Raw genomic sequence first — 23,483 nt, forward strand, 5'->3', positions numbered from 1 at the left:
TCACGTGATGTCGACATCGGGCTATCTCGTTGGTGCCCCGGGGGTAAGCCGGGTTCTGCTGGGTAAGTACGGAGGGATCAAGCTCCGGGTATGAGCTTCTGTGGCATCCCCGAGTAGAGAGTGCACGTACTTGTATGCCCGTCGCCACCTCCGACATGTCCCCAGTGCAGGGGGTACACCCGTAGTCCCCTGCAATGCCGACAAGGGCCGTCCCCCGGTTTTCGCACAATGTCCCCCGAACTGCCTGCCGCGCCGGTTCGCCCTCCCCGTCAAGAGCCGAAACCGATACGGTCAAGAACGTGGCCTCAGCGAACGCTCAACTCCAGCATCCGACCCCCGCCTACACGCCCCGAATCGGGCGAATCGCTATAACACAGCTCGCCCCGAGGCAACCGGAGAACATCTGGCCAGCCAAAGCCTTTGTCGGTGAAGTAGTGCCGTTCAGCGCGACCATCTTCATGGAGGGGCACGAGGTACTCGGGGCCGAACTCCTGCTCACCGACCCTGCGGGTGCGGTGACCCGCCACCGGATGCTGGAGCGCACCAAAGGCACCGACCGATTCGTTGTCGACGTGCTCATCGACCAGCAGGGCACCTGGTCGTGGAGCGTGCGGGCATTCTGCGACGACTGGGCGACTTGGCGGCACAACGCCTCCATCAAGGTGGCCATGAACAGCGACGCCGAGCTCATGGTCGACGAAGGCGCCGCCTTGCTCGCCCGGGCCGCGCGCGAGCATCCGCGCTCCTCCGTGATCCGAGCCCAGGCGGTTGCGCTGGGCGACACGAAACTCACCCCCGCCGCCAGACTCGCTGCGGCGCTCGACAGCCTGCTCAACGCTGCCTTGGCGAACGCGACGATCGCCTCGCGCGAGACGTTCTCCGGCTCGCTTGAACTGCGGGTCGAGCGCACCCGGGCTGGCGTTGGCAGCTGGTACGAGTTCTTTCCCCGCTCAGAGGGTGCGCAGCGCCTCAAGGACGGCCGATGGAAGAGCGGAACCTTCCGCAGCGCAGCCCGGCGACTGCCTCAGCTCGCGGCAATGGGCTTCGACGTGCTCTATCTGCCGCCCATCCATCCCATCGGAACGAGCTTTCGCAAGGGCCCCAACAACACTCTGGATGCTGGCCCCGGCGACCCAGGCTCTCCCTGGGCTATCGGGTCGGCGGCTGGCGGGCACGACGCCGTGCACCCCGACCTCGGCACAATCGCCGACTTCTCTGCCTTCGTCTCCGCAGCATCCCGCAACGGAATCGAAATCGCCCTCGACCTGGCCCTCCAGTGCTCTCCTGATCACCCCTGGGTCACGGACCATCCTGAATGGTTCACGACCAGGGCCGACGGCACAATCGCCTACGCCGAGAACCCACCCAAGAAGTATCAGGACATCTACCCTCTCAACTTCGATAACGACCCCACTGGCCTGCGTGAGGAGGTCCTGCGCGTCGTCGAGCACTGGATCGGGCTGGGAGTGCGAATCTTTCGGGTCGATAACCCGCACACGAAGCCGCTGCAGTTCTGGGAGTGGCTGCTCCATGAGGTCGCCATCCGCTATCCCGACGTCGTGTTTCTCGCCGAGGCTTTCACCCGGCCACCCATGCTTCAGGCTCTCGCCCAGGTGGGATTCCAGCAGTCCTACACGTACTTCACCTGGCGCAATACCAAGCAAGAACTCATCGACTACCTCACGGAGCTCTCGCACGAGACCGCCGACTACCTGCGCCCCAATCTCTTCGTGAATACCCCGGACATCCTCACGGAGTATCTGCAGCGCGGCGGGCGGGCTGCCCACAAGATTCGTGCTGCTATCGCCGCGACGGGTGCCCCAACGTGGGGTGTCTACTCCGCGTTCGAGCTCGTAGAGAACGTGGCGCGGCCGGGGTCCGAGGAGAACATCGACAACGAGAAGTATGAGTATCGCCCGCGGGACTACGCCGCGGCAGAGGCGGAGGGCACCTCGCTTGCGCCCTACCTCACCACCCTCAACCGCATCCGCTCCGAACATGCAGCGCTGCGGCAGCTCCGCACTTTTTGCGCCCACTGGAGTGACGACGATTCGGTGCTCGTCTACACGAAGTACCTCCCGTCAGAATTCACCCCGGACGGGCGACCCGACGGAATCATCGTTGTCGCGAATCTCGACCCCCATGCCATAAAGGAGACGATGGTGCGGCTTGACCTCACGAGGCTCGGTCTCGAGATCGACGCCACATTTGAGGTCATAGACCTCGTGACGGGAGCCCGGTTCCCGTGGGGCCGCGACACCTTCGTTCGGCTCGATCCGCTCGTGGAACCCGTGCATATCCTGCAGGTTCACTACACCGGCGGGCCGAGGGCTTCGCGCACGACGGGAGCGACCGCATGACGATTCCCGAGCTCGACACCGACACCATACTTGCCATCGCCGAGGCCCGGCATCCGCATCCCCACTCCGTGCTCGGCCAGCATGCGGGCGGTGACGGAGTCATCATCCGGGTGCTTCGCCCCCTCGCAGAGACGGTGACGGCCGTTCTCTCTGATGGCGTTGAGGTCGAGCTCCGACACCTCACCAATGGGCTCTGGCACGGAAGCCACGCGGGGATGGCGCAGCCTTACCGCATCGTCGCCACCTACGGCGAAGCAGAGCCGTGGGAGGCCGAGGACCCCTATCGGTTCTCCCCCACCGTCGGCGAAATGGACACGTACCTTTTCGCGGAGGGTCGGCACGAAGAACTGTGGCGAATGCTCGGAGCGCACGTGCGCACTCACGAAGGCGTTGCGGGGATCGCCGTCTCGGTGTGGGCGCCCCACGCTCGTGCCGTCCGCGTTATCGGCGACTTCAACGGCTGGAGTGGGCTCGGCCACGCGCTGCGCCGGCTCGACGATAACGGCGTCTGGGAAATATTCGTTCCCGGGGTCGGCGCTGGCGTCGCCTACAAGTTCGAGATCCTCACCCGCGCCGGCACCTGGGTCGTGCGGGCAGACCCTATGGCTCGCTACACAGAAATCCCCCCTCGCACCGCCTCCGTGACCGGCACCAGCGACTACGAGTGGCAGGATGCCGCGTGGCTGGCCCAGCGATCGGCCAGCGACCCGCACAACATCCCCATGAGCGTCTACGAGTTGCATCTGGGGTCATGGCGGCCCGGGCTCAGTTACCGGGATGCGGCCGACCAGATCATCGACTACGTCACAGATCTCGGCTTCACCCATGTGGAGTTCATGCCGCTCGCCGAGCATCCCTACGGCCCCTCCTGGGGCTACCAGGTGACCGGCTACTACGCCCCCACAAGCCGGTTCGGGCATCCCGACGACCTGCGTTACCTGATCGACCGCCTGCACCAGGCGGGCATCGGGGTGCTGATGGACTGGGTGCCAGGCCACTTTCCCAAAGATGAGTGGGCTCTGGCCAATTTCGACGGTCAACCGGTTTATGAACATCCAGACCCGCGGCGAGGCGAGCAGCCGGACTGGGGCACCCTCGTGTTCGACTTTGGCCACAGCCAGGTTCGCAACTTTCTCGTCGCCAATGCCCTGTATTGGCTCGAGGAGTTTCATATCGACGGCCTGCGGGTCGACGCCGTGGCCTCGATGCTCTACCTCGACTACTCCCGTGAGGAGTGGCTGCCCAACGAATTCGGCGGGCGAGAAAACCTGGAGGCCATCAGCTTTCTCCAGGAGGTCAACGCCACGGCCTACAAGCGCTACCCCGGCATCGTGATGATCGCGGAGGAGTCGACAGCCTTTCCCGGGGTCACGCGCCCCACGGGAGCTAACGGGCTCGGCTTCGGCCTTAAATGGAACATGGGCTGGATGCACGACTCCCTGCAGTACATGGCCGTCGACCCGATGTGGCGATCACACCACCACAACGACATCACGTTCAGTTTTCAGTACGCCTTTAGCGAGAGCTTTATGCTGCCGATCAGCCACGACGAGGTGGTCCACGGCAAAGGCTCGCTTCTCAACAAGATGCCCGGCGACCAATGGCAGAAGTTCGCCAATGTCCGCGCGTATCTGGCATTCATGTGGGCCCATCCCGGCAAACAGTTGCTGTTCATGGGGCAAGAGTTCGGCCAGTCTGCAGAGTGGAGCGAACAGCGCGGGCTCGACTGGTGGCTCCTTGAGCAGCCAGACCACCAGAACCTTCTTCGCTTCGTTGCCGGGCTCAACCGGGTCTATCGAGACAGGCCTGAGCTGTGGTCCCGCGACAACGAGCGGCGAGGCTTCGAATGGCTCGTGGGCGACGACGCAGCAAGCTCCGTTGTGGGGTTCATCCGCTGGTCGGCTGAGGGTGATCCGCTCGTCGCCATCGTCAACTTCTCTGGAGTCCCTCTCAACCAGTACCGCATTGGCCTGCCGTTCGCGGGCGAATGGTCAGAATTGGTCAACTCGGATGCCGTCGAGTTCGGCGGTTCGGGCGTGGGCAATTGGGGTGCGGTGACGGCTGAGCAGGCGTCATGGCACGGCCAGCCCGCCTCGGTGGAGCTGACTCTGCCCCCGCTCGGTGCGCTGTTTCTCGCCCCACTGCCCCGCGCTAGTACAGAAGGTTCGTGAGCTGGCGGCGCGCAGCGATGACCCGGGGGTCCTCTGCGCCGGCGATCTCGAAGTAGTCCAGCATCCTCGCGCGAACGCGATCCTTCGACTCCTGATCGAGCGACACGAAGAGGTCCAGCAGTCGTGAGAATGCGTCCTCAAGGTGGCCACCAGAGACATCGAGGTCGGCGACGGCAAGTTGGGCGTCAACGTCCTGGGGCGCTTCGCCCGCCGCCGAGCGGATCTCCGCAGCGGTTTTGCCCGTAAGTCGGTGGAGCAGCGAGACCTGCGCGAGACCGGCAACCGCGAGGTGATCTCGGGGGTCCTGCGCGATGGCCGTCTCGTAGGCTGCGATAGCCGCCGGGTAGTCGGCGCGCTCGATCGCGTCGTATGCCTCCTGGTGGAGCGGCGGCAGAGGTTCGTCAACCGGCTCAGCCGCATCGTCGTCTTCGCCGTCGACGGCAGCCGTCCCCGTTACGCCGTTCTGCGCCGCGAGGGTCAGCAGCTGGTCGAGCACCTGGCGCAGCTGGTCGTCGGCAACCTCGCCCTCGAAGAGGGCGAGTGGGCGGCCCGCGATGACGGCCGCGACGGTCGGCACGGCCGAAACCGTGAAAGCCTGCTGCAGCTGAGGGTTACGGGTCGCGTCCACGCTTGCGAGCACGAACCGGCCCGCGTAGCTGCGCACGACATCCGCAATGCCCTGCCAGGGCTGACCAGCGTGGAACTCCACGATCACGGGGACCGTGTTCGAGAGTTCAAGCAGCCCGGGGAACGCCTGATCGTCGCTCGCCAGGACAAGGCTCGGAACTACGACGGGCGAGCCGTCAGCGGGCCTGCTGGCCATGGGGGCACCGCCGGGGCCTGCGGGCGGGCGCACGAGCGATGAAAGATCAACCGCGCCGCGGAGCTGCGCGCCTGCTGGGGGAAGGTTGGTCATGGGAGTTCTCCTGCCGATATGACGCCCTCGGTCGCACCGAGGAGACGGATCTTCTCATCACTTCCGGCCGGTGGCACATAGAAGAGCAATTGGTAACCATACGTGACATTGACGCCCTTTTTGGTCTCGGATAGGCCCGTCAAGAGCTTTACCGAGCCCAGGAGCGCAATCGTCGCGTTGGCTTCGGTCGGGGTGATTGTCTCGGTGTCATTAAAGCTCAGGGTGATGATCGCCCCTGTGTTATCCGTCGCGAGAGCGATGCGCGAGCCAGAACCCGCGGTCAGCGCGGTAGACAGCGTCGCCGGGCCCGATACGGATGCTGCGCGTGCAGCGCGTGCATCAGGGCCAGCCAGCCCGATAAAGGTGTCCGTCTCAAGGTCGAACTGCTCGGCATAGGTACTCGCCGCACCCACGAGCAGGATGTCGGAGTACGCGGCAAATACCTCCTCAGGGGCCAGCTTGAGGAACTTGTTATCGGGCGAGTAGCGCACAGCACCGACCGTCGAGGCTGCAACATCGGGGAACTCTGTTGCCTGCAGCTTCACGGCATACTGCGCCTTGTAGTTCTCACGCGGTGTTGCCTGCTCAAGCATGACGGCAGTCGGAACCACGGTCTCGTCATCAGCGTCTTGCACGACAACGAGCACGACGCGGGGCCAGGCATCCGTCTGCTGAGGCAGCGACAGCGCGATGGGCGCGCCAACGATTGCCTGCGGCAGCGGCTGAGCGGGGTCAGCGCGACGCATGATGTAGTTCGCCGCCCGAACTTCGTAGGCGGGGCCTTCGAATCGCGTGGCCAGCAGATCCTCGGAGGTTGCTGCGTCGGCTTCCGTCGCCACGGTCGCAACCTCGTCCATGATGCGGGCGAGCTGCTTCTCTGTGACAGCGGGATCCTTGATTCCGGCATCTGTCGAATCCGCTTCGGCCGAGGCCGCGACCGAGGGCTCTGATCCCCCGCCGAGCTGCGGCCAGTTGTCGGCGGAGCATCCCGTGAAAACGAGCGAGCCGACAAGCACCACGGGGATCGCGATCATCTTGCGCGATGAGCGACGACCGGCCGAGGAATCGGTACCGGCGGGGTTGGCGGGCCGAACCGCCTTGGCGGCCTTGCGGTTGCTGTAGCGCGGCTGTCGAGGCAGCTTGGGCTCCTTAGGCTGCTTGGGCTGCTTGCGGCGAGGACCTCTGGTCTTGCGCCAGTGACGGAAGGCCCAGAAGTACAGAACTCCACCAAGAAGAAGAAGGATGACGCCGGCCACGATGAGGGGGCCGGTCCAGGGCGTCCGGGGGTCTGTCGGCCAGCTGATGCTGACGGTATCGGGGGCTGGCTGCGTGCCATCCGCCATAAAGATGACGGAGATCCCTTCGGGAATGTTCGCACTAAAGCTCACGGCGGACTCGCCGGAATACTCAGCGAACCAGAGGTCGGAACCGATGGCGCTCGGCACCGTCGTTTCTTCTCCCTTGACCAGCTTGGCCTTGACCTCACCGGTCTCCTCGTCGACCGTGAGAACGGTATGGGTGGCGAGGCCGACCCACGCAGTGACATCTTCTGATCGCCCGTAGGCGGCGATGACCTGATCAGAGCCGCTGATGTCGATTGTCTGGCGACCGTCAAAGGCCTGGAGGGCCTCTTCGTCGATGATGGCCACGGGGGCCTCAGAGTCGAATGTTGCTTCAGCGACAACCTCGTCGGGTCCTGCGAAAACTGTGCGCTGGGCTAGACCGAGACCGATCAGCACGAATGCCAGCACGAAGCTGACGATTGCTGCAACGAACCGCAACCAAACCCTCCTTTCATAGTGCCGCCGCGACCGCGATCGGGTGAAGCAGCACACTCGGGGCGCTTCTCGCGAGGCCGCTCGGGAGCCCCTGCGGGCTCACCTTTTTGCGGGCAAAGACATTCCACACTAGTCAGGCTCGCTGAACGCCGCCTAATAACGACCTGTATGCCGCATGCGGGGACCGCTGAGGCCAGTGGCTGGCACGGGCCGCTCTGGCACTAAACTGGGGGGTAGCGCGGAGCAGCCCCCAGCTGATGCCGTCTCAATGTTCACAGGGAGAGAACCGTGGCTATCGACGAGGGAACGTTCAGCACCGTCATGCGCGGCTACAGCCGCGATGAGGTCGACAGCGCAATTCAGGATCTGCGTAGAGAGCTCATCAAGGCGAACTCCGACAAGGTCGAGGCGAACAAAGAGCTCAAGCGCCTTCGCGCCACCGTCGACGACCTTCAGGCTGAGCTTGATGAGACGGGTAGCCCCACATACGCCGGTCTCGGCACCAAACTTGAAAACACCCTGCGCATCGCAGAGGAACAGTCGACCCGGCTGATCAGTCAAGCCGATATTGACGCCGAGAAGCTTCGCAGTTCGGTTCAGTCTGAGGTGCAGGGATTGCGTAACGAGGCAGCAGAGGCTGCTAACCGCCTGATTTCTGACGCCACAGTGCGTGCTGAGAAAATGCTCGGCGAGGCCCGTGCCGAGGCGGATGACCTCCTAGCCCGCGTGCGTGCAGAGGCAGAAACCCTCACCCAGGATGCTCTCCGCGAGGCGGCCACGATCCGCGGCGCCGTGGCCACCGAGGCCGCGGAGGTTCGCTCCACCGCTAAGCGCGAAGCTGCTGCTGTTCGGGCCGAAGCCGAGCGCGATGCAGCCGAACTGCGTGCAGTGGTCGAGCGCGAAGCAAGCGAATCCCGAGAAGCCGCTTCGGCCCTCGCCCGCGAGACCGAGCGCGCCCGCATCGAATTTGCCGCCGACAACGAACGCCAGCGTGCCGAGCTCCAGCGCGAGATCGAGCAGAAGCGCACCGAGATCGACACCTATGTCTCCGAGACCCGGGCCGACATCGACAGCACGGCGGAGCGCACCCGCGCCGAGCTCACCCGCGAAATCACCGAGGCCCGCACCGCGCTTGAACTCGACACCACCGAGGCCCGCGGCGCATTGGAGCGCGACACCGCAGAGGCCCGCGGGGCGCTTGAGCGAGACACCGCTGAAGCGCAGGCGGCTCTGCAGCGCGAGACTGCGGAGGCCCGCGCCCGTCTCGCAGAAGAGACGGCAGCGGAGCGCAGCGCACTCGACCAGGAGATTACGGCTCGTCGTTCGGAGCTCGACCACGAGATCACGACCCGCACGAGCGAACTCGATCGCCAGACGCGCACCCGCCTGGCCGAGCTTGAGCGTGCCATCACCGCCGGCCGGGATGAGCTAGCGCGTGAGATCGCGACGCGAACAGAAGAGCTCGAGCTAGAGATCGCGAGCCGCACGTCTGAGCTCGACAACGAGATCGCCACCCGCACGTCTGAGCTCGACAACGAGATCACGACCCGCCGCACCGAACTCAAGAACGAGATCACCACCCGCCGCACCGAACTCGACAACGAGATCACGACCCGCCGCACCGAACTCGACAACGAGATCACCACTCGGCGTGCCGAGTTCGAGCACGAGCTTGCGAGCCGCACCGCCGAGCTTGAGAACGCGGTAACCGCTGGCCGCGCTGAGCTCGCCGGAGAGATCACCGCTCGGCACAACGAACTCGCCGCCGAGATCGCCGCAAGCAAAGCCAAGGTGCACGAAGAGGCGTCTCGCGTACGCACAGAACTCGAGCAGGAGGCCACGCGCATCCGCACGGAGCTCGAGCTCGAGGCAGAGAAGGTGCGGAGCACCCTTGATCTTGAAGCATCAAACGGTCGCAGTGACCTGCAGCGCGAGATCACCGCTGCCCGCTCGGAGCTTCAGGAGGAGTCAGACCGCGCCCGTACCGAGCTCGCAGAAGAAACAACCCGAGCTCGCGCGGAGCTCGAGCTCGAAATCACGTCTGCCAGAGCGGAGCTCGACAACTACACGACGCACGCCCGCCGCGAGCTCGAACGCGACCTGGCACAGCAACGTAACGCCGTAGCGCACGAGGTAGAAGAGCAGCGCACCCGTCTGGCCCACGAGAACGAGACCGTGCGGGCCCAGCTCGCCTTCGAAACCGATGAGCAGCGCACAGCGACGACGCGCGAGGTCGAGCAGGCCCGCATCGACCTGGACGTCGAGCTCAAGGCTCGCCGTGATGAGGCGGAGAAGGAGTTCCTCGCTAAGCAGCAGGAGGCAGTGCTGCAGACGCAGAAGTACCTCGACGAAGCGCAGAACCAGCTCCTTGAGGCGACAAAACGTGCCTCTGAGAAGCGCAAAGAGGCAGAAGACCTCGAGTCGACATCCAAGGCGGAAGCCCGTGCTCTTCGCGAGGAGTCCTCTGCGACCGCTGCCGAAGTTCTCGCCAATGCCGAGGCCCGCTCTCGCGCCATTATCGACGAAGCGGAGCGCACATCCGCTGCTCTCGTGTCGGATGCAGAAGAGCGTCTCACCAAGATTAGGATCGAGCGAGAAGCCGTCGCGGGGTACTTTGAGAACCTGCGTGGCATGCTCAAAGAAGCAGAACGAATCACGAGCGAAAACTAACCGCGAGCGGGAGCCGAATGAAGATCCAGAACGCGTTTCGACTCGGACTCTTTGGCGGGCTCGGGGTCCTCCTTGCGATCGGCATTGGCGTGGCGATCGGGAGCCTCGCGACGATCCTCACGTACATCGGCGCCGCCCTGTTTATCGCGCTCGGGCTCGACCCGATCGTCTCGTTTCTCGAACGCAAGCGGTTTCCCCGCTGGGCGGCCATTCTCACCGTTCTCATAGGGGTAGTCGGCGCAGCAACAGCTCTGGTCTTCGCTCTTATCCCCGTCATTGCGGAGCAGGTCGATAAACTCATTGCCCAGGCTGTCGATGTCATCAAGCTAGTTCAGGATGGCGAGCTAGTCACAGCGATCCAATCGGCATTCCCCGCCCTTGACGTCAAGCTGGTCTTCGGTGAGGTCACCAAGTTTGTAGAGAACCTGGACCTGTTCAGCATCGGCGGCGGTGTGCTCCAGGCGGGCATCGGAATCGCCACGGCGCTCTTCGGCGCCATCATCATCCTCATTCTGACGCTGTACTTTGTGTCGTCTCTTCACACGATGAAGCGGGGCATCTACCAGCTCGTTCCCGCCTCCAAGCGAGGCACGTTCATCGACATCTCGGAGCAGGTCATCGAGTCGGTCGGGCGCTACGTCGTGGGACAGGCCTCTCTCGCCTTTATCAACGGCGTGCTGAGCTTCATTTTCTTGTCAGTTATCGGCGCCCAGTACTCCGTGCTGCTCGCCTTCATCGCGTTCCTCTTCAGCCTCGTGCCTCTCGTCGGTACCCTCACGGGTTCGACCATCATCGTGCTGAGCGTTCTCGCCTTCAACGGATGGCCGCTCGTGCTCGTCGTGGCGATCTACTACCTCATCTACATGCAGATCGAGGCCTACGTCATCAACCCGCGCATCATGAACCGCGCGGTCAAGGTGCCCGGGGTTGTCGTCGTCATCGCTGCCCTCGCCGGCGGTGCCCTTCTCGGCGTTCTCGGGGCCCTTGTCGCCATCCCCGTGGCGGCATCCGCACTGATCATCGTCAAGCAGGTATTCATCCCGCGCCAGAACGAGCTGTAGCGGCTTCTCCCGGCCTGAGCCTGATTCCGGCTCCCCCGAGCGCAGCGCCCGCCTCTGGGTGCCGGACGCGGCGTTACAGCGGGTAGGTAGTGGGCAACGGTACGGCTGCAGGGTTGAGTCGCTCAACGATCTCGTTGAGAACCCGACGGGTCTGCTGCTCCCCCACCCAGAGGTGCCGCCCACCGTCTACTGCGACAAACTCGGTCTCGGGCACGGCAGCGAATCTCTCCGCCGCCTCGGCCGGTCGCAGAAAGTCGTCGAGCTCAGGCACAACTGCCACGACCCTCTTGCCGGATCCAGCCCATGCGGCCAGCTCATCCTGGCTGGTGCGGCGGAGGGGCGGCGAGAGAAGAATGACGCCGGGGATGTCATAGTCGCGGCCGTGTTTGAGCGCAACCTCGGTGCCGAACGACCAGCCAACGAGCCAGGGTGCTGGCAACCCACGTTGCGATACGAAATCGATGGCGGCAGCGAGATCCTGGGCCTCGTCGATGCCCTCGCCGAATGCACCCTCTGATGTGCCCCGCGGCGACGACGTGCCGCGAAAGTTGAACCTGAGGACCGCGATATCGGCGAGAGCGGGCAAACGAGCTGCGGCCTTGCGAATGATGTGCGAATCCATAAACCCGCCTGCGGTGGGCAACGGGTGCAGCGCAAGCATCGTGGCGACGGGGTCTGCCGACTCTGGGAGGGCGAGCTCACCGACGAGCGTGAGCCCGTCCCTGGTGTGAAGCTCGATGTCTTCGCGTCGGGCTGGCAACTCGATGCCAGCCTTGACCTCGACCTGCGCGCTGGCTGCGCCACGCTCGCTGGCGTTGACCGGCTCCCCTGCGGAGACATGCTCCCCTGCGTTCGTCACGCTGTTCCCTTCATCACGCGATCTTCCAACAGTGCGAATGCCAGTGACGCCGCTCGCTCAGCGCGCGCTCGTCACCCAAAAAGCTATCGGCGCGCCACACAACAACGTGGGCGGTACCTGCGGCCACCTGGCCAGAGCATCCCGGGCAGGTATATCCCTTGAGAGCGGATGGCGCGGCGACGGGCTGCACATTCCACTCGATGCCGCGCTTCGATTCCGTCTGCCGGCCACCAAACAGGGCGGCGGCCAGGTCGCGCTCGCCCACCTCTGGCCGGCGCCGATTTCGGGGGCGATTAGACCTGGGCATGGTTCAAGCTTAGTTAGTACCAGCCCTTAGTTTGGCTAGCGCCCCAGGCACCGCACGGGGTGGAATACCGACCCTGGATGTATCCGAGCCCCCACGTAATCTGCGTCGCAGGGTTCGTGGCCCAGTCGGCGCCTGCCGATGCCATCTTGCTTCCTGGTAGCGACTGCGGGATTCCGTAGGCGCCGCTCGACTTGTTATGGGCGAACGTGTTCCAGCCCGATTCTTTCTTCCAGAGAGCGACCAAGCAGTCGAACTCTCCCTGGCCCCACCCCCGTGCCGTTACCATCTCCAGCGCGATTGCCTGAGCGGTGCCGGGGTCGGGAACTCCCGCTGCCGGGGCTCCCGCCGATGTTGCTGCCACGACGGGCGGAACATAGGCGAGCGCCTTATAGCTATCTCTGCCGAGCTGCTGGAACGGACTAGCGTCCACCGTGAGCGACTGAGTCACATCGGCCGATGCCGTGCGGGTCTCGTTCGAGTCGGCGACGGCAGTCTCTCTCGTGGTCGGAGCGACCACCGAGACGAGCATGACGGCAGCAGCCGCAGTGAAGGCAAAAACCTGAAGCGCGAGACGACCGTGAAGACGGGTCGCCAATGAAACGCTGTCCGGACGTGCGGGACGGCCGCGGTGCGCGCGATGTTCGGGTCGAGTGCTCACAGTAAAGCGACCCTATCCCACGACGACAGCAAAGCCCAGCTTCTCCGGATCAGTCGACACTCTGGATGATGTCGATAACGGCATCCAGCAGGCTGTCGACCTGGGCCTCGCGGTAGCCGCCGCGCTGCGGCCGAAACGCCGCAGTACGCACGTCGACAAGGTTGAGCGGTGCGCCCGTGAGGAGATAGTCAGAAATGCGGTCACAGAGGGCGTCGACCTCGCTGCGGCGATACCCATCGGCCAACAGATTCACTCGGGCGAAACGATCACCACGTGGCCTGGCAAGGCGATTGACGACCTCTTGCGCGAGCTCACGCTTCTGAGCCAGCACGGTCTGCGACGTTCCGGGAGAGAGACGTTCGCGTTCCCTCATCGCGAAGGCGTCCTCTAGACGCTCGAGAGCGGCGTCGACGTGCTCGGTCGAATACCCGCCCTTCTGCATAGCAAATGCCACACGCCGAATATCTTCTGCGCTGACGGCAGAATATTCACCGCGCTCGGCCGTGTAGGCCCGGCGAGCATCCTCGAGGAAATCTTCGACCTGCTCGATGTCGTAGCCAAAACGGGATCTACGTGTTTTCGGGAAGGTAGCGCTCACGCCTCCATTGTGCCCTACCGTCGCTGGAGAACGCGTGCGGCACTCAGGCGAAGAGGTAGAAGAGCACGTATGCCGCCGCGGCGCTCGGCAGCATCGAGTCGAGCCGGTCGAGGAACCCGCCGTGCCCGGGCAGCCACGTACTGATGTCTTTAATGCCCAGGTCGCGCTTGATGAGCGACTCGACAAGATCGCCGATGGTCGCAGTGAACACCAACGCCAATCCGAAGATCACCCCAAGCCACCACGGCTTGCCCAGCATCAACACCATGAGCAGGATCCCGGCGATCTGCGTGGCGACGACAGCGCCAGCGAACCCCTCCCACGTTTTGGCGGGGCTGATGTTCGGCGCCATTTTGTGCCTGCCGAAGGTAAGGCCGCTCGCATAGGCTCCGACATCGGCAGCAACAACCGCGATGATGAACGCCAAGGTCCACCATTCACCGCCGTCCTGGGCCGTGAGAAGCACGGCGAATCCCGCGAGAAACGGAATGTACACCTGCACCAGGGTGCTGGCGCCAATGTCTTTGAGAAGATCCTTGGCCGATGTGCGCCGCGAAGGGATCAACGCCTCGGCAAGCCGCCACAACACCACAATGGCGACGCCCCCGAGAAAGACGAACCATTTGCCGTCTGCCCCCCAATAGAAGGCAGCGGGAACCGTGGCGACAGCGACCACCACCGTGGGGAGGCGGGGAACATTGCGACCGGCGAAGCGCAGAGCGCTCGCCAGTTCGAACGACGTGAACGCCACGAGCGCGCCTGCGAACACCAGGAACAGCTCTTTGACCACCATCAGGCTTAGCAACAGAAGCGCGCCAAGCACCAGGCCAATACCGGTCGCCGCAAGTAGGTTCCGGCCGGCCTTGGCCTCAATGCGTTCGTTCGTCGCCTCTAGCTGTGCGCGCGTCGCCTCCAGCTGAGCCTTGAGCTCATCAGCAGTGGCGTGGGCGCGCTCTCCGATTTCGCCGCGACCGTGGCGGCGTCGAGGAGGCAGCGGAGCGGAGTTGGGGTCATCCGGCAGCTCAGCCATTTAGACCTCGAGTAGCTCGGCTTCCTTCTTCTTCAACGCGTCGTCGATGGCATCGATGTGGGTCTTGGTGAGGGCCTCAAGCTCCTTCTCCCCGCGGGCAAGCTCATCGTCGCCGACCTCGCCCTTGAGGGCATCCAGGTCGTCCTTGGCCTTGCGGCGCACGTTGCGAATCGAAACGCGTGCATCCTCAGCCTTGGCCTTGACGAGCTTGACGTACTCCTTGCGGCGATCTTCTGTGAGCTCGGGCAGCACAGCGCGGATGATGTTGCCGTCGTTGCCGACGTTGGCACCCAAGTGCTGGGCGGCAACAATGGCCTTTTCGATGTCCTTGAGTGCACCCTTGTCGAACGGGGTGATCACCAGCATCCGCGCCTCTGGGTTGTTCATGGTCGACAGCTGACCCAGCGGGGTCGGGGTGCCGTAGTAGTCCACGAGGAGCTTCTGAAACAGCGCCGGGTTTGCGCGGCCTGTGCGCACATTGGCGAAGTCGTCCTTTGCCGCTTCGACCGACTTGCCCATCTTGTCTTTGGCCTCAGCCAGAACTTCGCTAATCACTGCAACTCCTTCGTGTCTGCTGAAAGTTTACCGGCACGTCGTCGACTAATTGCTGACCCGCGTGCCAATGACATCGCCACGGATAGCGGCGGCAACGTTGCCGGCCGGCTGCATGCCGAAGACGACCATCGGCATACCGTTATCCATGCACAGGCTAAAAGCGGTCGAGTCGACCACCTTGAGGCCCTGCACGAGCGCCTCCTGATAGGTGACACGCTCCAGCTTCGAGGCGTCTGAATTCTTGCGGGGGTCGTCGTCATAGACACCATCTACCCCGTTCTTAGCCACGAGCACGACATCCGCGTCGATCTCCAAAGCGCGTTGGGCGGCCACCGTGTCGGTAGAGAAGTATGGGAGTCCGGCGCCAGCGCCGAAAATGACAACTCGCCCCTTCTCCAGGTGGCGCTCGGCCCGCAGAGGGATGTACGGCTCGGCTACCTGAGTCATGGTGATCGCCGACTGCACCCGCGTCGCCGCGCCAGCCTGCTCGAGAAAATCCTGGAGAGCGAGGGCGTTCATCACAGTGCCCAACATGCCCATGTAGTCGGCGCGGCCGCGGTCCATGCCGCGCTGGCTGAGCTCGGCGCCACGGAAGAAGTTGCCTCCGCCGACGACGATCGCCACCTCAACCTCGGCGGCAGCCTCGGCGATCTCGCGCGCCAGACCACTAACAACATCGGGATTGACGCCGAGCTGCCCTCCGCCGAAAGCCTCACCCGAAAGCTTGAGGAGAACCCGTCGCTTGCCCGTCACCGATGTCATTTTTTCTCCCTCAAAATTTCGTTCCAGGTTATTCGGTTGTTCATAGAAAAGGGGGTCCGAGTCGCTCAATGCGTCTCGGACCCCCTCGTCAGTCTTTAGTACTAAGCGCCGACCTTGAAGCGGGCGAAGCTGGTCACCGTAATGCCAGCATCCTGAGCAACCTTGCCGACCGAAACCTTGTTGTCGCGAGCGTAGTCCTGCTCAAGCAGAGCAACCTGCTTGTAGTAGGCGCCGAGGCGACCCTCAATGATCTTCGGAAGCGCAGCCTCAGGCTTGCCCTCGCCGCGGCTGATCTCCTCGACAATGCGACGCTCGTTCTCAACGTCGTCGGCCGGAACATCCTCGCGAGCGAGAACGGCAGGGTTGGCGAACGAGATGTGCTGCGCGATACCGCGAGCGGTCTCGGCGTCGTCACCCGTGTAGCCGACGACAACGCCGATCTGCGGGGGGAGGTCCTTGCTGGTCTTGTGAAGGTAGATCTCGACCTTGTCGGCCTCGATAACCGAAACACGACGAAGCTCGAACTTCTCACCGATAACGGCGGCCTCTTCGTTGATGAGGTCGGCAACCGTCTTGCCGTCGACGGGGGCCGCGAGGGCCTCCTCAACGGTGGACGCACCGGCCGCAGCAACAGCGTCAAGCACCTTCTCGCTGAGTGCGACGAACTTGTCACCCTTGGCGACGAAGTCGGTCTCGCAGGCGAGCTCGATCATGGTTGCGCGTCCGCCATCGGCCTTGGCCGCGACGATGCCCTCGCTCGTGGAGCGGTCGGCACGCTTCGCGTTGCCCTTCGCACCCTTGAGGCGAAGCAGCTCGGTGGCCTTCTCGAGGTCACCGCCTGCCTCAACGAGAGCGTTCTTGGTGTCAACCATGCCGGTGCCGAGGCGCTCGCGCAGGGTCTTAATGTCTTCCAGGCTGAAATCGGCCATGTGAACTCCTAGAGATTCGAGATCGGTTAGAGCGATGCTTACTTGGCGTCTTCGGCAGGAGCCTCGGCGGGAGCCTCAGCTTCGACAACGGCCTCAGCTTCAACAACGGCCTCAGCCGTCTCGACGACCTCGGCAACGGCCTCTGCGGTCTCAGCGACGGCTTCGGGGGCTGCAGCGGTCTCGGCACCGGCGAGAAGCTCGGCCTCCCACTCGGCGAGCGGCTCGACGGCAGAAACGTTGCCGTTGCCCTCTTCGGTCTTCTGGTGGCGCTGGATGAGGCCCTCAGCAGCAGCGTCCGCGATGATGCGCGTCAGCAGGCCGACCGAGCGGATGGCGTCGTCGTTACCCGGAATCGGGTACTGAACCTCGTCGGGGTCGCAGTTGGTGTCGAGGATGCCGATGACCGGGATGCCAAGCTTGCGCGCCTCGTCAATTGCGAGGTGCTCCTTCTTGGTGTCGACAACCCAGATCGCCGAAGGCGTCTTGGTGAGGTTGCGGATTCCACCGAGCGACTTGTGCAGCTTGGTGAGCTCGCGCTTCTTGATCAGGAGTTCCTTCTTGGTGAAACCCTTGGTCGTGTCGTCGAAGTCGAGCTCCTCGAGCTCCTTCATGCGAGCGAGCCGCTTGCTGACCGTCTGGAAGTTGGTGAGGAGGCCACCGAGCCAACGCTGGTTGACGTAGGGCTGGCCGACGCGCTGAGCCTGCTCGGCAATGGCGTTCTGGGCCTGCTTCTTCGTACCGACGAAGAGGATGGTGCCACCGTGGGCGACCGTCTCCTTGACGTAGTCGTACGTGCGGTCGATGTACGCAAGCGACTGCTGAAGGTCGATGATGTGGCTGCCAGAACGCTCGGTGAGGATGAAGCGCTTCATCTTCGGGTTCCAACGGCGGGTCTGGTGACCAAAGTGCACGCCGCTGTCGAGCAGCTGGCGAATGGTAACAACGGCCATAGCCGTCTCCTTTTCTCGCACGGCAAAACCGTGCTTATTCTCAGTTGTCATCGCGCCGGTTAGCGCAGATCCTGGTGCCCTGCCCGCATCCACCCCTGCTTAGAGCGGGGACTGAAGGATGTTGGCCTCAACGGGCACGCGTAGTCATCCCGAATGCACGGGATGCGGAATCAATGATAGCACCGGCGCGGTCGCGTCTTGCGCACGGAGAACGGTGGATGCTCCCCTCCCCCGAGGCCCAAGTTCTGGACCCTCCACATCTGCGACGGACCCGACGCATCAAGCGCGAAACGAGGGGCACTCTCTATGCATGTCGCCCCCGTCGCCCAGCAGATTGGCCCGGTCCGCCAGCCTGATTCTCACGACGAGCCTTGTCATTGCTGCCCCGCTCGGCTCCCCCTCGACGGTGGCGGTGCAGAGAACAATGGAGGCGGGGGCGACACCCCACCTGGCAGCCGCTTCGATTGCGCGATGGAGTTGGCCTGTCGAGGGGCCGCGCACCATTCTCCGTCACTACGCAGCGCCGGCCACCCGGTATGCCTCAGGCCATCGTGGCATCGATATTGCTGCCCCCGAAGGCGCGCCGGTTCTGGCCCCCGCTGCCGGCGTAGTGCACTTCGCCGGAGTTGTCGTGGATAGGCCTGTGATCTCGGTGCGACATCCCGGCGGCCTGATCTCCAGCTATGAACCCGTGGAAACCGAGCTGCAGCCCGGCGATGTGGTTGCATCGGGGCAACAGATCGGCGCAGTGTCGGTGTACTCGCACGCCGAGAGTGAAGCAGAAGGGGCCGCGGCGCATTGCCGCGACCCCTGCCTGCACTTTGGAGTTCGTCGTGATGGGGACTACATCTCCCCGATGCTCTATCTCGCTAGCATCGCCCGCTCGGTGCTGCTCCCCACTCGGCAGCTCCGTCACGCTGACTCACGGCAACGTTTTCTAGGCCGCGGACGTTCCGAGGATCTCGACGACGAAGACGATCGTGTCCGTGCCACTGATACCCGCATTGGCGTTTCCGCCGGATCCGTAGCCGTACTCAGCGGGAATCACTACGACGAGCTGGGTCCCTACGGCCTGACCCACCAGCGCAGAGCCGAAGCCGGGGATGACGGCGTTCGTGGCGAAGGAGGCAGGCTCGCCGCGCTCCCATGACGAGTCGAACGATTCGCCGGTGCTCCAGTTGATTCCCGTGTAGTTCAGCTCGACGGTGTCACCTTCGGAAACAACGTCTCCATCGCCCTGCTTGAGGATCGCCAACTGAAGGTTCTTGGGGGCGTCTCCCTCGGGGATGGTCACGGCCGGGACACCATCCGCACCAAACTCGACTGTTGGCATCCCGGAGGCGTCGGGTTCCACCGTCTTCATGTCGGCAGCAGCATCAATTGCCTCTGTCACCTCTTTGACGTCGATCACGAAGACCATGGCATCGTCTGCGCCGATTTCGAGATCGGCGAGCCCCTCGTCGCCGAAGGCGTCGGCAGGTGGCACCACAGCAACGACGCGGTCGCCGGCCACAGAGCAGTTGAGCGCCCGCACGATGCCCGCTAAGAACTGTGTCTCGTCGACGATGAAGCCAACAGCCTCACCCTCGGCGCCGAATCCGGTGGAGTCAACTTGCTCACCCGTGGTGCCGTTGTAGACGGTGTAGCTCGCGGCCACGGTGGCGCCCTGTTCGGCCTTGACCTTGCCGTCACCCTCGATCACGACGGTGCGCTCAGTGCGGTCAACACTCAAAGGGGATGTGAACTCCACGGTCGGCTCGGTGTCGAAGTCGCCTCCGACGTTAATCGAATCAGAGGCGCTGCCAGAGTCGGTGCATTTGTCGGTAATGGCAGCCGACCCCGAATCGCTAGCGGTATCGTCGCCTGCGCTGCACGCCGTAAGCGTGCCTATGGCCAGGATCGTTGCACCAAGGATGCCGAAAACGGTGCGGGGCAGAGTTGAAGAACGTGAAGACACAGAAAACTTTCGTTCGAGGAGAGGTGCGATAGACCTAAATCGTAGGGGCCCGGCATGAACGCTACCGAGGGTCTCCCTATGGATTGCCTGAATGCAGGCTATTTGCCTAGCGGCTATGCGCGGGGATGAGCCGATTGATAGCTCTGTTTGAGCCTATCGAGCGAGACGTGCGTGTAGATCTGAGTGGTGCCGAGGCTCGCATGCCCGAGCATCTCTTGGACCGCCCTCAGGTCGGCACCCCCATCAAGCAGGTGGGTAGCGGCAGTATGCCGCAGGGAGTGGGGGCCAGCGGGCCCCGAACCCGGGATTTGTTCCAGCAGTCGCGCGACAAGCTCATACACCGAACGCGGCCCTAATCGCCCTCCGCGAGGCGCGACGAACACGGCCCGCGCAGCGCGACCATCTCCCGCTGCCAGCAATGCGGGTCGCGCCTGAGTGAGATACGTAACGAGTGCCTGGTGTGCAGGAACCCCGAACGGAACGACCCGCTCCTTGGAACCTTTGCCCATAACGCGCACCGTGAGCCGACTGAGGTCGACATCGTCAATGTCGAGACCCACGAGCTCGCTGACTCGCATCGCCGAGGCGTACAGCATCTCAATCACTGCCAGGTCGCGCAGCTCGTTGGGGTCGCCCGCCTGTGCTCGCTGCCACAGCGAGCTGAGAATCGTGTCGATCTGGGAGCCAGTGAGAACCCGCGGCAAATGTCGCTCACCCCGCGGCGCTCGGAGACGAGCCGCGGCATCGGTCATGTGCCCGTCGTTGCGGGATAGCCACGCACTCAGTCCCCGAGCGGATGCTGCCCGGCGAGCGAGAGTGGATTTAGAGAGGCCGCGCTGGGACTGTTGCCACAGCCAGTCGCGCAACAGTTCTAGTGAAATCTCGTCCGCCACTGACACATCCGCTGCGGCAAGAAAGTCGGTGAGGCTCGCGAGGTCCGCCCGATACGCTCGCACGGTGTTGACGCTGTACCCCCGCTCTCGCGAAAGATGCGCCAAATAGCCCTCAACGGCGTCCGTGATAGGCATCAACGAGGCGGCGGCGGAGTTAACCGACCCAGACGGTGACTGCGTGATCGGCTCCACTAGTCTGCGCGCGAGCCCATGTTGAAGGCGGAATCCTTGCGCGAGAACATATCGATGCGCTGCTCCGGTGTCATTGCCTCGATGGTTGCGCGGTGCTCGATGCCGACGCCGGAGACCTCCACTGTCTCCCCTATGGGAACAACGGAATGAACGATGCGGTCCGGATACGCGTGCACGATCGTCATCGACTGACCGGAATCGACGCCCGAGAGCAGCCTGCCCGCCGCAGAAAGATCGAGGGTGTAACACGTGGCCGCGGCGACGGAGACGGGGATGCCGGCGCACGTGCTGTGCGTCGAATAGTGAAGGTGGCCCGCAAGAATGGCTCGCACATCGGTGCCAGCGATCACCTGCGCGAACCTCTCCTGCCTCTGCAGCTCAAGCATTTGCATCGCCCAGAGCAGCGGACTCGGAATCGGCGGATGGTGCATGGCAATGAGCGTGCCGTGAACAGCGGGCGTCGCCAGCACATCGGCGAGCCAGGCGAGTTGCTCATCGCTGAGGTCTCCATGGTGATACCCCGGCACCGTCGAGTCGAGAGAGATGATGCGCAGACCGTCGAGATCGTAGACGCGATCGTGCGGGGAAGCGCTCTCCTCGCCAAACAACTCGCTCGAGAACTGAAGGCGCTCGTCGTGGTTGCCCATTACCCACACGACCTGGGCGCCCATCCGCTCGGCGACGGGCTCCACCATCTCTCGCAACCGCGCATACGCATCCGGCTCGCCCAGATCGGCGAGATCGCCCGTGAAGACGAGGGCTTGGGGATGAATCTCCGATCGCTCCAACTGCGCAAGCGCGCGCTCGAGATTGCGCACGGTGTCGACTGCGCCGTGGAGTTTGCGATCGCCGGCAAGAAAATGGGTGTCACTGATGTGGGCGATCACATGCGATGGATCTGGATGCTGGCCGAGTTGCGTCACGATCACAGGCTAGCCCCGGGTTGCGACATCATGCCCGATGCCCTGCTGCCGAACAAAAATCACCCCTCGACGGCGCACGGTGGTGGGGGCATGATGATGCCACCGCGCGATCGGTGCAGAGAAGGGACCCCCGATGGTCGGATCTGCCCCCGAGTCTGCGGTCGCGCTCTCCGCGTCTGGGTTGACCAAACGATTCGGCGAGCGCGAGGCGGTTTCGGCTCTCACTCTGAGCATCGGTACGGGACGCGCCTTTGGTCTGTTGGGCCCCAACGGAGCGGGCAAGACTACGACCGTCAGGCTCCTGACGGGCCTGCTCGCTGCGACGCGCGGTGAGGTGACCCTGTTGGGCGAGCGGCTAACCCCGGCGACGGCAGACCGTCTCCGTTCCCGCATCGGCGTGCAGACCGACACTGAGCTTTATCTCTCCCTCAGCGTTCGGGACAACCTCCGATACTGGGGCGAGCTTTACGGGCTTTCTGCCGGCAGAATCGCTCGACGAACGGGAGATGTGCTCGACGGGCTGGGTCTGGCGGGCAGAATCGACTCCCCCGTCGGCGAACTCAGCAAGGGCATGCGCCAAAAGCTCTCCGTGGGGCGCGCGATTCTGCACGAACCTGAGCTGCTCTTTCTCGACGAGCCAACGGCGGGGCTTGACCCTGAAGCATCCGAAGACCTGATCGCTCTTCTCAAGGGGATGATCCGGCACGCGCACACCACAGTGGTCATGTGCACCCATCAGTTGCACGGTCTTGAGACGCTGTGCGACGACATCGGGGTTCTCATCGGGGGACGGCTCGCTGCCTGCGGCGAGGTTTCGCAGTTGCTGAGGGAGCGATGGCCACGGACTCGATATGAGATCGAGATTCAAGGAAATCCGGATGCCGCCCGTCAGACGATCGGTGCGGTTGTCAACGGCCTCGTGGAGACCGACCCGGCAGGGCGGATTCACTTCTCGATCGCCGAGGGCCAAAGCGTTGCCACCGTGGTTTCTGAGCTCGTAACGCGGGGCGTGCCGATTACCGCTGTGGTTCCCGAACAGCCGACCATCCAGGACCTCTATTTCGCGACCATCGCCGAGGGGGTCCTGACGTGATCGATCGCCGCAGGGTAGGGGCACTCGTGAGAAAAGACTGGAACGAGCTCACGCGAAGCAAGCAGATCATGGCTCCGCTCGTGATCATTCCGCTTCTGTTCGCCATATTCATACCTTCTTTCGTCATTCTGCTCGGCAACAACCCCGCAGTCGCCTCATCGATCACCGGTTTCGGCACGTTCCTTGAAACTCTTCCCCCCGGAGTGGTGCCCGCGGGGTATTCCCTTGAGCAGACCGCGGTCTATGCCGTGATCGTCTATTTCATGGCACCGTTCTTTTTGATCATCCCGGTAATGGTCGCAAGCATCACCGCCAGTTCGAGCATCGTCGGCGAGAAGGAACGGCGAACCATCGAGGGACTGCTTTATACCCCCCTGACCGATCGGGAGCTGGTACTGGGCAAAGTGCTCGCCTCCGTGGTCCCCGCGATCCTCATCGCGTGGGCATCGTTTCTGGTCTACACGGTGGTGGTGAACACGCTGGGCGGACCGGTTCTCGATGGGCTGTTCTTTCCTACCTGGACGTGGGTTGTCATAGTGCTCGCTCTCGTGCCGCTCGTCGCATTCCTGGCGACGTGCCTAATCGTGGCGGTTTCAGGGCGCTCAACGACCGTGCAGGGCGCACAGGGGGCAGCCGTGCTCATCGTTCTCCCCGTCGTTGGCGTTGTCGTAAGCCAGGCATCCGGGCTGATGCTCTTCGATACTGCTGTTGCGCTCGGCGCCTCGGGAGTGTTGGTCGTGGTCGACACCGTCGTCTTTGCTCTGGTTGCCGGAAATATTCGCCGTGAGCGCATCCTCACCCAGCTGTGACCGCCCGGTGGT

General features: G+C 63.7%; 20 protein-coding genes and 1 pseudogene. 7 read left to right on the forward strand and 14 right to left on the reverse strand.

Annotated elements, in window-relative coordinates; genetic code table 11:
• Positions 1-194: 194 nt before the first annotated feature.
• Together C2138_RS08575 and glgB are read left to right on the forward strand one after the other, a co-directional pair.
• Positions 195-2,360, forward strand: coding sequence for an alpha-1,4-glucan--maltose-1-phosphate maltosyltransferase (locus tag C2138_RS08575; protein ID WP_108517083.1), 2,166 nt, complete (start codon positions 195-197; stop codon positions 2,358-2,360).
• The gene (gene glgB, locus C2138_RS08580) at positions 2,357-4,531 is read left to right on the forward strand and encodes a 1,4-alpha-glucan branching protein GlgB (RefSeq protein WP_108517085.1); all 2,175 of its coding nucleotides are present in this window, start codon (positions 2,357-2,359) and stop codon (positions 4,529-4,531) included. Before C2138_RS08575 ends, glgB begins: the two co-directional genes overlap by 4 nt.
• On the opposite strand, the gene C2138_RS08585 is transcribed toward glgB, so the two are convergent.
• Both C2138_RS08585 and C2138_RS08590 read right to left on the reverse strand, forming a co-directional pair.
• The gene (locus C2138_RS08585) at positions 4,512-5,447 is read right to left on the reverse strand and encodes a tetratricopeptide repeat protein (RefSeq protein ID WP_108517086.1); all 936 of its coding nucleotides are present in this window, start codon (positions 5,445-5,447) and stop codon (positions 4,512-4,514) included. The genes glgB and C2138_RS08585 overlap by 20 nt on opposite strands.
• The gene (locus C2138_RS08590; protein WP_108517088.1) at positions 5,444-7,228 is read right to left on the reverse strand and encodes a DUF8094 domain-containing protein; all 1,785 of its coding nucleotides are present in this window, start codon (positions 7,226-7,228) and stop codon (positions 5,444-5,446) included. The genes C2138_RS08585 and C2138_RS08590 overlap by 4 nt, the downstream gene beginning before the upstream one ends.
• A gap of 285 nt (positions 7,229-7,513) precedes the next feature.
• Between C2138_RS08590 and C2138_RS08595 the strand changes: the two genes are divergently transcribed.
• Both C2138_RS08595 and C2138_RS08600 read left to right on the forward strand, forming a co-directional pair.
• Entirely contained in the window at positions 7,514-9,895 is a 2,382-nt protein-coding gene (locus C2138_RS08595; RefSeq protein WP_108517090.1) for a hypothetical protein, read from the forward strand.
• A 17-nt stretch (positions 9,896-9,912) separates the two neighbouring features.
• Positions 9,913-10,956: an AI-2E family transporter gene (locus C2138_RS08600; RefSeq protein ID WP_108517092.1), complete on the forward strand. Its 1,044-nt coding sequence runs from the start codon at positions 9,913-9,915 to the stop codon at positions 10,954-10,956.
• A gap of 73 nt (positions 10,957-11,029) precedes the next feature.
• Here the strand turns inward: C2138_RS08600 and C2138_RS08605 are convergent, their stop codons facing one another.
• From C2138_RS08605 to rpsB, 9 genes are all read right to left on the reverse strand, one after another.
• Entirely contained in the window at positions 11,030-11,722 is a 693-nt protein-coding gene (locus C2138_RS08605) for an alpha/beta hydrolase (RefSeq protein WP_241961218.1), read from the reverse strand.
• Positions 11,723-11,828: 106 nt separating this feature from the next.
• A complete protein-coding gene (locus tag C2138_RS08610; RefSeq protein ID WP_108517095.1) occupies positions 11,829-12,122 on the reverse strand; it encodes an Rv1322 family protein in 294 nt (97 codons plus the stop codon).
• A gap of 13 nt (positions 12,123-12,135) precedes the next feature.
• Entirely contained in the window at positions 12,136-12,717 is a 582-nt protein-coding gene (locus C2138_RS08615; protein WP_233245454.1) for an aggregation-promoting factor C-terminal-like domain-containing protein, read from the reverse strand.
• Between the two features lie 112 nt (positions 12,718-12,829).
• Positions 12,830-13,378 (reverse strand): DivIVA domain-containing protein, encoded by a 549-nt coding sequence (locus C2138_RS08620; RefSeq protein ID WP_108517097.1) that lies wholly within the window; start codon positions 13,376-13,378, stop codon positions 12,830-12,832.
• A 43-nt stretch (positions 13,379-13,421) separates the two neighbouring features.
• Entirely contained in the window at positions 13,422-14,408 is a 987-nt protein-coding gene (locus tag C2138_RS08625; protein WP_108517099.1) for a phosphatidate cytidylyltransferase, read from the reverse strand.
• Entirely contained in the window at positions 14,409-14,963 is a 555-nt protein-coding gene (gene frr / locus C2138_RS08630; protein WP_108517101.1) for a ribosome recycling factor, read from the reverse strand.
• Between the two features lie 45 nt (positions 14,964-15,008).
• On the reverse strand, positions 15,009-15,725 hold the full coding sequence (gene pyrH / locus C2138_RS08635; RefSeq protein ID WP_108517102.1) for a UMP kinase: 717 nt from the start codon (positions 15,723-15,725) through the stop codon (positions 15,009-15,011).
• 101 nt (positions 15,726-15,826) lie between these two features.
• Positions 15,827-16,654 (reverse strand): translation elongation factor Ts, encoded by an 828-nt coding sequence (gene tsf, locus C2138_RS08640; RefSeq protein WP_108517104.1) that lies wholly within the window; start codon positions 16,652-16,654, stop codon positions 15,827-15,829.
• A gap of 38 nt (positions 16,655-16,692) precedes the next feature.
• Positions 16,693-17,604, reverse strand: coding sequence for a 30S ribosomal protein S2 (rpsB, locus tag C2138_RS08645; RefSeq protein WP_108517106.1), 912 nt, complete (start codon positions 17,602-17,604; stop codon positions 16,693-16,695).
• Between the two features lie 424 nt (positions 17,605-18,028).
• On the opposite strand from rpsB, the pseudogene C2138_RS13820 reads away from it, so the two are divergent.
• Positions 18,029-18,448: pseudogene (locus C2138_RS13820) on the forward strand (murein hydrolase activator EnvC family protein); the annotation flags it as partial.
• 93 nt (positions 18,449-18,541) lie between these two features.
• Here C2138_RS13820 and C2138_RS08655 read toward each other — a convergent pair.
• The 3 genes from C2138_RS08655 to C2138_RS08665 form a co-directional block, all read right to left on the reverse strand.
• Entirely contained in the window at positions 18,542-19,561 is a 1,020-nt protein-coding gene (locus tag C2138_RS08655; protein WP_199286522.1) for an FKBP-type peptidyl-prolyl cis-trans isomerase, read from the reverse strand.
• Positions 19,562-19,674: 113 nt separating this feature from the next.
• A complete protein-coding gene (locus C2138_RS08660) occupies positions 19,675-20,589 on the reverse strand; it encodes a tyrosine recombinase XerC (protein ID WP_108518974.1) in 915 nt (304 codons plus the stop codon).
• Between the two features lie 56 nt (positions 20,590-20,645).
• Positions 20,646-21,569, reverse strand: coding sequence for a phosphodiesterase (locus tag C2138_RS08665; RefSeq protein ID WP_108518975.1), 924 nt, complete (start codon positions 21,567-21,569; stop codon positions 20,646-20,648).
• A 133-nt stretch (positions 21,570-21,702) separates the two neighbouring features.
• Between C2138_RS08665 and C2138_RS08670 the strand changes: the two genes are divergently transcribed.
• Both C2138_RS08670 and C2138_RS08675 read left to right on the forward strand, forming a co-directional pair.
• The gene (locus tag C2138_RS08670; protein ID WP_108517107.1) at positions 21,703-22,662 is read left to right on the forward strand and encodes an ABC transporter ATP-binding protein; all 960 of its coding nucleotides are present in this window, start codon (positions 21,703-21,705) and stop codon (positions 22,660-22,662) included.
• A gap of 26 nt (positions 22,663-22,688) precedes the next feature.
• Complete coding sequence (locus C2138_RS08675; protein ID WP_158268760.1) at positions 22,689-23,471, forward strand: ABC transporter permease subunit; 783 nt, start codon at positions 22,689-22,691, stop codon at positions 23,469-23,471.
• Positions 23,472-23,483 lie beyond the last annotated feature (12 nt).

Origin of the sequence: Salinibacterium hongtaonis (genome assembly GCF_003065485.1) — a bacterium.
Lineage (GTDB): Bacteria > Actinomycetota > Actinomycetes > Actinomycetales > Microbacteriaceae > Homoserinimonas > Homoserinimonas hongtaonis.

What these genes read in the sequence shown, in the direction of transcription:
- C2138_RS08625 (WP_108517099.1), bottom strand. Translation starts at nt 14,408, where the DNA reads ATGGCTGAGCTGCCGGATGACCCCAACTCCGCTCCGCTGCCTCCTCGA.
- glgB (WP_108517085.1), top strand. Translation starts at nt 2,357, where the DNA reads ATGACGATTCCCGAGCTCGACACCGACACCATACTTGCCATCGCCGAG.
- C2138_RS08585 (WP_108517086.1), bottom strand. Translation starts at nt 5,447, where the DNA reads ATGACCAACCTTCCCCCAGCAGGCGCGCAGCTCCGCGGCGCGGTTGAT.
- C2138_RS08660 (WP_108518974.1), bottom strand. Translation starts at nt 20,589, where the DNA reads ATGCCTATCACGGACGCCGTTGAGGGCTATTTGGCGCATCTTTCGCGA.
- C2138_RS08610 (WP_108517095.1), bottom strand. Translation starts at nt 12,122, where the DNA reads ATGCCCAGGTCTAATCGCCCCCGAAATCGGCGCCGGCCAGAGGTGGGC.
- rpsB (WP_108517106.1), bottom strand. Translation starts at nt 17,604, where the DNA reads ATGGCCGTTGTTACCATTCGCCAGCTGCTCGACAGCGGCGTGCACTTT.
- tsf (WP_108517104.1), bottom strand. Translation starts at nt 16,654, where the DNA reads ATGGCCGATTTCAGCCTGGAAGACATTAAGACCCTGCGCGAGCGCCTC.
- C2138_RS08670 (WP_108517107.1), top strand. Translation starts at nt 21,703, where the DNA reads ATGGTCGGATCTGCCCCCGAGTCTGCGGTCGCGCTCTCCGCGTCTGGG.
- pyrH (WP_108517102.1), bottom strand. Translation starts at nt 15,725, where the DNA reads ATGACATCGGTGACGGGCAAGCGACGGGTTCTCCTCAAGCTTTCGGGT.
- C2138_RS08600 (WP_108517092.1), top strand. Translation starts at nt 9,913, where the DNA reads ATGAAGATCCAGAACGCGTTTCGACTCGGACTCTTTGGCGGGCTCGGG.
- C2138_RS08575 (WP_108517083.1), top strand. Translation starts at nt 195, where the DNA reads ATGCCGACAAGGGCCGTCCCCCGGTTTTCGCACAATGTCCCCCGAACT.